This is a genomic window from Bradyrhizobium viridifuturi (genome assembly GCF_001238275.1).
Classification (GTDB): Bacteria; Pseudomonadota; Alphaproteobacteria; order Rhizobiales; family Xanthobacteraceae; genus Bradyrhizobium; species Bradyrhizobium viridifuturi.
The window spans coordinates 106,763-115,932 of the sequence record NZ_LGTB01000034.1 but is presented as its reverse complement, the minus strand read 5'-3'; the positions used below and the strand labels follow the sequence as shown (position 1 = coordinate 115,932).

The following is a 9,170-nucleotide window of genomic DNA, read 5'->3' as shown; positions in this document are numbered from 1 at the left end:
CGATGCGGCTCGATCGCGGCGACTTTTGTTCTTGATCTCGGCCGAGGTGGTTCGACGTCATGTGATGCACGATCTGCGGGCTGAGGATGCGCTTGCCGTCGAGCTCGCCGCCATTGAGCAGCATCTGCCCGAAGCGGACATAGTCGCCGACGGTGGCGAACGAGCAGGCGCCGCCGCAGTCGAACCTGGTCGGCGTGTCGAGCAGCTTGATGGCTTGCGGCTTGCCGGTGAGCGGATCGTTGGGGAACGGCCGCGCCAGCCGCGCACGCTGGGCGTCGCTCGGGTGGAACGTCGCCTCCTTCATGCCGAGCGGCTTCCAGACATTGGCGGCAAGATAGTCGCCGAGCCGCTGGCCGGACACCTTCTCGACGACCGCGCCGAGCACGTCGATCGAGAAGCCGTATTCGAACTCGGTGCCGGGCTGATGCACCAGCGGCAGCTTGGTGATGCGGTCGATGAAGGCCGCCGTGTCGCCTTCGACCGCCGGCGCGGTGCCGTCGGGATAGAGCCGGGCCAGCGCGCTCGAGCTGTCGGGCCGGCCGCCATACATCAGGCCGGAGGTGTGGCGATAGAGATCGTGGATGAAGATCGGGCGCGCCTGCGGCTCCATGGTCAGCGAACCGTCGGCTTGCTGCACGCCGACCTTCATGTCGGCGAACGCCGGATAGAACTCGGCGACCTTCGCCTGCAGCGGCAACTTGCCCTGCTCCAGCAGCGTCAGCCCCGCGACCGCCGCCATCGGCTTGGTCATCGAGGCCAGCGCGAACACGGCATCGATCGGCATCGGCGTGCCCTTGACCGGATCGAGCTGGCCATAGGCCTTGTAGTGCACCAGCTTGCCGTCGCGCGCGATCGCCACCACGGCGCCGGGCACCCGCTTTGCTGCGATCTCGCGCGCGAAGAAGTCGTCGAGCCGCGCCAGCCCCTGGTCCGAGAAGCCGGCCTGATGCGCCGAAGCTTCCGGGAGCGGCGGCGCAGCATGGGCGATGTTGAAGGCAAGACTCGTGGCGGTGGCAGCCGCGGCAATGACGATCTTTCGCATTTTTTCCTCACCGGGGCGGGCGATTGTTATGCGATTTGGTGCCCGCAGGTCGCAGGATTAGATCACGCCGACAAGGGCGACAAGGCGTGGCGGCGCGCGGCGGTGCCGCCGGCGCGCATGTCTCCTGCGAAGAACGGCTCGACCTCGTGCTCGAACGTCTTCAGCGCCGCGCCGATCGCCTGATGCATATCGAGATATTTGTAGGAGCCGAGCCGGCCCCCGAAGATCACGTTCGGATGCGCCGCCGTCATGGCGTGATAGGACGCGAGCATGGCGCGGTCGCAGCGGTGTTGATCGGATAATACGGCTCGTCGTTGCGGCCAGCGAAGCGGGAATATTCCCGATAGATCGTGGTCCGCTTCCTTTCATGCGCGCGCTCCGGATGCAGATGCCTGAACTCGTGGACCCTTGTGAACGGCACCTCGGCGTCGGCATAGTTGATGACGGCCGCGCCCTGGAAATCGGCGACCTCGTGCACCTCGCGTGCGAAGTCGACGGTGCGCCAGCCGAGATGGCCGCAGGCATAGCCGAAGAAACGGTCGATCGGCCCGGTATAGATCACGAGCTGGCGCGGCGTGATGCGCTCAGCGACGTCGAAATAGTCGACGCCGAGCTCGACCGCGATTTTTGGATGCTCGAGCATCCGGCGGAAGATCGCGGTGTAGCCGTCGACCGGCATGCCCTCATAGCGGTCGGCGAAGTAGCGATCGTCGAAGCTGAAGCGCACCGGCAGGCGGCCGATGATGTCCGCGGAGAGCTCGCGCGGATCGGTCTGCCACTGCTTCTGCGTATAGCCGCGGATCAGGAGATCGTAGAGCGTGCGGCCGACCGAGGCGATCGCCTTGTCCTCGAGATTGCCGATGCCGGCCGTGCCGTGCGCGGCAGCCTCCGCCGCGATCACGGCGCGCGCCTCGTCGGGCGACATGATGCGGCCGAACGCGGCGCACACGGTCGCAAGGTTGATCGGCATCGAGTAGACGCGGCCGCTCGCCACCGTGAAGACGCGGTGACGGTAGTCGGTGAAATACGTAAAGCGCTGCAGATAGCGCCAGACCCTCTCGGAATTGGTGTGGAAGATATGGGTGCCGTAGCGGTGCACCTCGACGCCGCTGTCGGAATCGACTTCCGAATACGCATTGCCGCCGATATGCGGCCGGCGATCGAGCACACAGACCGAGCGGCCGAGCTTGCTCGCTACCTGTTCGGCGACCACGGCGCCGAAGAAGCCCGCCCCCACCACGACGACGTCGAAGCTTTCAAGCTGCATGTGGCCCCCGCCCCGCGCGGGCCCAGGCGGCAGCCCGCCGCGACATCCCGACGGAGCTTCAACGGCGCTGCGGTCGACTTCCGGCGAAGATTTTGGTTAAGGCCACGATAATTCCGAGCCCGGAACGGCCGGCTTGGCCGTTCAACTGACAGCATGCGAGGCGATGGATTTGTCCGCGCGCGCGGCAACAGCATCATGCGCGGGGGCTCCATGTCCGTGATCTGCGTCCTGTATTCCAGCAACACCACCTATGATTCACTGCGCGGCATCCTCGCGATGGCCGCCGCCGAGTTCGACCGGCTCGGGCACGAGGTCAAGATGCTCGACCTGCTGGCGCCGGATTTCTCGGCCCGGCTCAACGCCCTGCTGCCGCGAAAGGCCGAGACGATGGCGCTCGGCTTCTCCGGCATCGGGCTCGACATCCACACCAAGGACGGCAGGCTGTTCTGGGACGTCGCCCAGATACCCGTCTTCACCTGGTTCTGCGACCACCCCTGCTACTTCGCCAAGCGCCATGGGCTCGAAAGCCGCTACGCCGCGCATGGCTACGTGTTTCCGGACCACGCCGCGTTCAACCGCGACCATCTCCGAGCCAATGGCAGCGCATTTGCGACCCATATGGGCATCCCCGATCCCGGCTTCTTCGGCGGCCTGCCGCCCGAGCAGCGCAACGGCCGGCTGATGTTCGCGAAGTCCGGCTGGAATCCGCTCGGACTCGAGCGCGGCTGGCGCAAGACGATGCCGCCAAAACTGTTCGCGCTGCTGTTCGATGCGATCGCCGAGGCGCGCGGCAAGACCTGCGGCGCGTTTCCCAAGATCATCGTCGACGTCGCCGAGCGGCATCTGGTTTATCTGACGCCGGGCGGCGATTTGTTCAACGTGATCCTGACCCGGCTCGACAACTACACCAGGGGCGTGCGCACCCGTGAGGTCGGTGCCGTGCTTGCCGACTATCCCGTCGACTTCATCGGCGGCGGCTGGAGCGATCTCGACGTCAGCGGACGTCCGACCCGCGTGCTCGGCGCAATGACCTTCGATGCGATGCGCGAAAGCCTCGGCAGTTATCTCGCCGCGGTCTCGCTCAATCCGAATATCGACCTGTCGGTGCATGACCGGGTATTCTTCGCGCTCGGCGCCGGCACCGTGCCGGTGTTCGACGCCAACCGCTTCTCGGCAGCGGAGATGCCGCATCTTGCCCGCTACAGCTTCGGCCAGGACACGGCCAGCATCGCCGCCGCCGTCGAGGCCGTGCTGGCCGACCCTGCCGCGGCGCAGGCGGCGACCGCCGCCACGATGAGCGAGCTCTATCCGCGCTTCTCGATGCAGCGGTCGGTGCAGGACATCCACGAGATCACGATGTCGATCGCGGGCGCCGCCGGCGCCGGCCTGTTGCCCGCCGAGCCGGTGCCGGCCGGCGTCTGGATGCCGAAGCAGGCGGCCTGACGCATTGCCATTTCCATGGCCGGCTCGCGCCGGCTGCGATACCCTGCACCCGTCACCTCCGAACGGGTCCAGCATGAACCGCCGCGCGTTTGTTTCGGGACTGGCTGTTGCCGCGGCGCTCGTCGGCCTTGCCTCGCCGCCGGCCGCCGCCGACGGCAAGCGGGTGGCGCTGGTGATCGGCAACGGCGCCTACAGGAGCGTGCCGGCGCTGACCAATCCGCCGACTGACGCCGGCGATATCGCCGCGGCGCTGAAGCGCCTCGGCTTCGCCGTCACCCTGATCAGGAACGGCAGCTTCGATGAGATGCGGCGCGGCCTGATCGCATTCGGACACGAGGCCGCCGGCGCCGACATGGCAACGGTGTATTTCGCCGGCCATGGCATGGAGATCAACGGCGACAACTGGCTGATCCCGGTCGATGCCGAATTGAAGCGCGACACCGATGCCGCGAATGAAGCGATCAGCCTGCAGAGCGTGATGCTGCAGGTCTCCAACACCGGAAGTCTCGGCCTCGTCATCCTCGACGCCTGCCGCAACAATCCGTTCGCGGCGAAGATGAGCCGCTCGATCGCGACCTGCGCCGCTACGACCAGCGGGCTCGGCCGCATCGAGCCGGTCGGCAACGTGCTGGTCGCCTATGCCGCGCGCGACGGCACCACCGCGCTCGACGGCGACGGCCGCAACAGCCCGTTCGCCGCAGCCTTGCTGCGCAACATCGAGGCGCCGGGCGTCGAGGTCACGTTCATGTTCCGCAACGTCCGCGATGACGTGATGGAGGCGACGCGCAACGAGCAGCAGCCCTTCGTCTACGGCTCGCTGTCGCGCAAGGCGATCTATCTGGCAGCGCCGCCCGCCGAGACGGCAAGCGCGAAGCAGGCGAACAATGCGCCGGCAGCGGCCGCTCCGGCATTGTCGGTGCCGCCGGCAACGCCAGTCGGTGCCATCGATCCCGCGCTGGTCGGCACCTGGGAGATCATGGTGGCGAGCGGCCGCGGCGAGTCGCGCTGGATCTGGCAGATCATGGCCGACGGCACCTACAAATTCCACGCCGAGCCGTTCCGCTCGGCGCAAGCCCATGAAGGCACCGTGACCTTCGCCAACGGCCGCTGGACGCTACACGCGCTGAAGGGCATGCGGAATTACAGCGACGCCGGTTCCTACGAGGTCCATGACGCAACTGCTGTCATCACCGGTAAGCTTGGCACCGGCTATTGGAAGCGCAGCGTGGAGTGAAGCGCATGGCACACCGCGGTCGCCGCGGGTTGCATCACGCTCTCATAGATCGAGCTGCCCCGTCGCCGGATAGACCACCATCCCATCGCCCTGCACTATGGCGCCTTCGGTGAGCCGGGCAGGCTCGAGCCGGCCCTCTCCCATGATGTGGACGACACTCTCGCCGGCCGCGATCAGGTGGTCGGCGACGATGCGGCGGTGGCAGCGCCACCACACCGCCTCCGAGCACATCATCGCGCAGCGTTGCGCGTGGCCCTCGTCGCGCAGACGCTGCAGGGCAGCGTGAAACTGCGGCGACAGCGCATAGTCGGCGTAATTGTGAAAGCTCTCGTTGCTCCAGAAGCCGTTGACCGAAGGCGGCACGCTGCGCGCCTTGCCGCGCAGCCCGCCGAGATCGGCCAGATGCTCATACGAAATGCCCGCGGCGTTGAGCGAGCCGGGAAGCGTGTCCTTGTTGAACTGCGGATTGGTTCGCGAGCGCGGCACCGTTCTGATGTCGACGACACGGTCAATGCCGGCCGCGGTGAGGACGGCGACGAAATCCTCGAGGCTGCGGTTCGAATGACCTATCGTGAAGAACGGGAGTGCCACGCCTCGCCCCTGCTACGCAGGATGGAGCGCGCCGCCCTTGTGGGCCGCGACGTGGTCGGTCTTGTCGCTCTTGATCTCGTATTGCGGATCGGCCGCCGAGGCGCGGTGCATGTGCCCCTTGTAGTCGAAATCACGCGTGTGAATCCTGATGATGGTGCCCGAGACGCGTCCGGCCTCGGAATTCCAGCTGACGTGATCGCCGACCTTGAATCTCCTGGTCATTTTTCAAGCGTCCTTCGCGCGCGGGATGCCAGGCAACGAGCTACCGCGGCAACAAAGAGTTTCATCCAGGTTAAGTTCCTCCCGCACCTAATGCTGGTTGCAGGATTCACCGATACTATACCAAATCTGCGGAAGACCCCCCGACTGTGAGCTGCATCGCTCCAAGGTTGTCGCGCGATATGCTAACGAGTTTGCCGCGTAATTGTACGTTGGCGTTTTTGGTTGGGGACCGATGGCCGCTCGTAAATTGCCGCAAGGGCAGGCCCCAACGCGGGTAGCGCGTCGACGCTGGAATGAGGAACGGTCGCTGCGGTGTGCCATCAGGATGGCCCGCATGGGGTACTGGGAATCGCACAGTGCCACTGCGACCGATGTCTGGATCTCGCCCGAATTCGCCTCGTTCTACGAATTCAAGACGGTCGACGGCTTCATCCCCATCGCCACGGTGCGCGAGCGCTATTTGCCTGAGAGCCGGAAGCTTCTGGAGGCGCATTACGCGGCCTGCTGGGCGGAGGGGCAGCCCTATGCGGTGCAGACGCGACTGCGCAGGTCCGACGGCAGCGTGCTCGACTGCGTCGTGCATGGCGAGCCGGAATTCGACGCACGCGGCCAGGTCCGGCGGGTGTCCGGCATCGTCCGCGATGTCACCGAGGAAACCGCCGCGCTGCGCCGCCTCGCGGAGAGCGAGCAGCGGCTGGCCGATTTTGTCTCTACCGCCTCGGACTGGTGCTGGGAAAGCGACGCCGCCCATCGGCTGCTGCCCTATCCCAAATCGCTGACCGGCAACGCCGCCTTCCAGACGGTGGCCTCGGGCGGCAAGGCGCGCTGGGAACTGGCCTATGCGCCCGAGGACGCGGAGGCGATGGCGCGGCACCGGGCCGACATGGAAGCCCGTCGCCCGTTTCGCGACTTCACCTATACGCTGATCGGCAAGGACGGCTCGCGCGTCAGCATCTGCACCAGCGGCAAACCGATCTTCGCCGATGACGGCAGCTTTCTCGGCTATCGCGGCACGTCCAGCGACATCACCCAGCTGAGGGCAGCCAAGGCGTTGCTCGACCAGCGCACGCGGGCGCTGGAGGAAGCCCACCGGCTCGGCAAGATCGGCACCTGGAGCTATCGGCTCGACACCGGCCGCACGACCTGGGCACCCGAGCTCTATCAGTTGCTCGGCTTCGACCCCGCGACGTTCGAGCCGACCAATGAAAGCGTGATGCCCCATTTCCTGGGCGGCGATGCCGAGCGCTTCCGCGACGTGCAGAAGCGGGTGCTTCGCACCCGCAGGACCGAGGCCACGGACCTGCGCATCCTGCACGCGGACGGCACCGCGCGCGACTTGGCCGTGATCTGCAAGGCGGAGGTCGCCCACGACAAGGTCATCGGCATCATCGGCACCGTGCAGGACGTCACCGAGCGCAAGGAGGCCGAGCGCCAGCTCGAGCAGCTCGCCTACAGCGACCCGTTGACCGGGCTTGCCAATCGCGCGCTGTTCACGCGCCAGCTCGCCACCATGATCGAGGGCTGCGCCGTGGAGGGCCGCGGCGGCGCGCTGCTGCTGATCGACCTCGATCGCTTCAAGGAGGTCAATGATTCCCTCGGTCATGCCGCCGGCGACAAATTGCTGATCCAGGTGGCGGCGGCGCTGCGCCAGGATCTGGGGCCGCGTGCCTTCATCGCCCGGCTCGGCGGCGACGAATTCGCAGTGCTCGCGGAGGGACGCGGCATGTCCGACGCCGCGTTGACCGGACTTGCCAACCGGCTGATCGGCAGGCTGTCGGTCCCGGTCGATCTCACCGAGGGCGAGGCCGTCGTCGGCGCCACCATCGGCATCGCCCGCCTGCCGGAGCATGGCGCGACGGCGGAGACGGCCGTGCGCAACGCGGATCTCGCGCTCTATATGGCCAAGGAGGCCGGGCGCGGCCGGGCCCAGCTGTTCGAGCCGGTCTATGCCCAGGCGGTCGATCAACGGCTCGATCTCGGCCGGCACCTGCGCCACGCCGTGGAGACGGGCGCGCTCGAGGCCCATTACCAGCCGCAGCTCGACCTGCGGACCGGCCGCGTCACCGGTTTCGAGGCGCTGCTGCGCTGGACCCATCCCGAGCGCGGGCCGATCCCGCCGGCGGAGTTCATCCCGATCGCCGAAAGCTCCGGCCTCATCGTCGATCTCGGCCTCTGGGTGCTGCGCGAGGCCTGCCGGCAGGGCCGCGCCTGGCTGGATGCCGGGCTGCCGCCGCGCACCGTCTCGGTCAACGTCTCGCCGGCGCAGATCTGGAACGTGGATTTCGAGACGGCCGTCGGGGCCGCGCTGGCGGAGACCGGCTTTCCCGCGGAGCTGCTCTGCCTGGAGCTGACCGAAAGCCTGTTCGTGGATCATACCGAGCAGCGGATCAGCCGCACGCTGACGGCGCTCTCCGATCTGGGCGCCCGGCTGGCGCTGGATGATTTCGGCTCTGGCTATTCCTCGCTCGGCTATCTGACGCGCCTGCCGTTCGACTGCCTGAAGGTGGACCGCGCATTCGTCGACGGCATTTCCACCGCGCCGGAGAAGCGCAAGCTGCTCGGCGGCATCATCGCGCTGTCGCACGGGCTCGGCATGACCGTGGTGGCGGAGGGCGCCGAGCTGGCGGCCGAGGTCGACGTGCTCGGCGGGCTCGATTGCGACCTGGTGCAGGGCTTCGTGTTTTCACCACCGGTCGCCGCCAACAAGGCGCCCCAGGTCGCCGCCGGCATCGAGCGCGAGGCGTACCGGATCCAGCCGAGACGGAATCGCCTCTAGGCCAGCACTGCCTTGGCCGATTTTACTTGCCCGCGGCTGAACAACATTACATCCGGCCGGAATTCCTGCCTGCGCAATGGGTTCTGGATAATTTCAAGACTAAATTCAGATACTTAGAGCGGAATCTGATCGATCCCGAACCAGACGACCGCCGCGCGTTCAAATCGCCGTGTGCGCCTTGCGCGCGTCAACCAGAGGGCGCATCTCCTTTGGCGTCAGATGCCAAGCCCCCCTCGCATCGATCCAGAACAGGCCCTCGACGATTCAATCGAACCAGACCGGGCATGAAGCGACAAAACAGCCATCAACAATGAGCTTCCCGCCGGGCTGAAACTCTCAGCAATCATAAAACGATGCGTACACACTGTTGCGACTTCGTTTGGTTAAACGTTCTAATTGCACCACCTTATGGTTGTGCGGCTGAGGAGCCGCATCTAGCTTCCGCGCCGGCCGGAATTTTCATGTGAGCTGCCCAAGCACGATTTCCCGCAACGCAGCCTGAACGGCTGCGCTGCACATGCGACTCCGTTTCGGAGTCGCCCCACCTGGAGACGACTGCAATGTCTACCTCTGCATCCCCGAAACTCGCGGAATC

Annotated in this window: 7 protein-coding genes and 1 pseudogene; 3 read left to right on the top strand and 5 right to left on the bottom strand. The window is 66.4% G+C overall.

Features of this window, described 5'->3' with window-relative positions; translation table 11 throughout:
• From ALC15_RS28205 to ALC15_RS28200, 3 genes and pseudogenes are all read right to left on the bottom strand, one after another.
• Positions 1-1,042, bottom strand: a pseudogene (locus ALC15_RS28205) (serine hydrolase domain-containing protein); the annotation flags it as partial.
• A 62-nt stretch (positions 1,043-1,104) separates the two neighbouring features.
• Positions 1,105-1,314 (bottom strand): hypothetical protein, encoded by a 210-nt coding sequence (locus tag ALC15_RS46590; RefSeq protein ID WP_244486299.1) that lies wholly within the window; start codon positions 1,312-1,314, stop codon positions 1,105-1,107.
• Complete coding sequence (locus tag ALC15_RS28200) at positions 1,290-2,309, bottom strand: UDP-galactopyranose/dTDP-fucopyranose mutase family protein (protein WP_244486298.1); 1,020 nt, start codon at positions 2,307-2,309, stop codon at positions 1,290-1,292. Before ALC15_RS28200 ends, ALC15_RS46590 begins: the two co-directional genes overlap by 25 nt.
• Positions 2,310-2,519: 210 nt before the next feature.
• Here ALC15_RS28200 and ALC15_RS28195 point away from each other — a divergent pair, with 210 nt between their 5' ends.
• Entirely contained in the window at positions 2,520-3,752 is a 1,233-nt protein-coding gene (locus ALC15_RS28195) for a hypothetical protein (protein ID WP_128089601.1), read from the top strand.
• A 73-nt stretch (positions 3,753-3,825) separates the two neighbouring features.
• Entirely contained in the window at positions 3,826-4,986 is a 1,161-nt protein-coding gene (locus ALC15_RS28190) for a caspase family protein (protein WP_050630098.1), read from the top strand.
• Positions 4,987-5,028: 42 nt separating this feature from the next.
• Here ALC15_RS28190 and ALC15_RS28185 read toward each other — a convergent pair whose 3' ends face one another.
• Positions 5,029-5,577, bottom strand: a complete 549-nt coding sequence (locus ALC15_RS28185; protein ID WP_050630097.1) for a DUF488 domain-containing protein — start codon at positions 5,575-5,577, stop codon at positions 5,029-5,031.
• Positions 5,578-5,589: 12 nt separating this feature from the next.
• On the bottom strand, positions 5,590-5,799 hold the full coding sequence (locus ALC15_RS28180; protein WP_050630096.1) for a hypervirulence associated TUDOR domain-containing protein: 210 nt from the start codon (positions 5,797-5,799) through the stop codon (positions 5,590-5,592).
• A gap of 334 nt (positions 5,800-6,133) precedes the next feature.
• Between ALC15_RS28180 and ALC15_RS28175 the strand changes: the two genes are divergently transcribed.
• Complete coding sequence (locus tag ALC15_RS28175; protein WP_094194154.1) at positions 6,134-8,575, top strand: bifunctional diguanylate cyclase/phosphodiesterase; 2,442 nt, start codon at positions 6,134-6,136, stop codon at positions 8,573-8,575.
• Positions 8,576-9,170 lie beyond the last annotated feature (595 nt).

Coding starts and splice junctions, on each gene's coding strand:
- ALC15_RS28195 (WP_128089601.1), top strand. CDS start 2,520: ATGTCCGTGATCTGCGTCCTGTATTCCAGCAACACCACCTATGATTCA.
- ALC15_RS28180 (WP_050630096.1), bottom strand. CDS start 5,799: ATGACCAGGAGATTCAAGGTCGGCGATCACGTCAGCTGGAATTCCGAG.
- ALC15_RS28190 (WP_050630098.1), top strand. CDS start 3,826: ATGAACCGCCGCGCGTTTGTTTCGGGACTGGCTGTTGCCGCGGCGCTC.
- ALC15_RS28175 (WP_094194154.1), top strand. CDS start 6,134: ATGGGGTACTGGGAATCGCACAGTGCCACTGCGACCGATGTCTGGATC.
- ALC15_RS28200 (WP_244486298.1), bottom strand. CDS start 2,309: ATGCAGCTTGAAAGCTTCGACGTCGTCGTGGTGGGGGCGGGCTTCTTC.
- ALC15_RS46590 (WP_244486299.1), bottom strand. CDS start 1,314: ATGCTCGCGTCCTATCACGCCATGACGGCGGCGCATCCGAACGTGATC.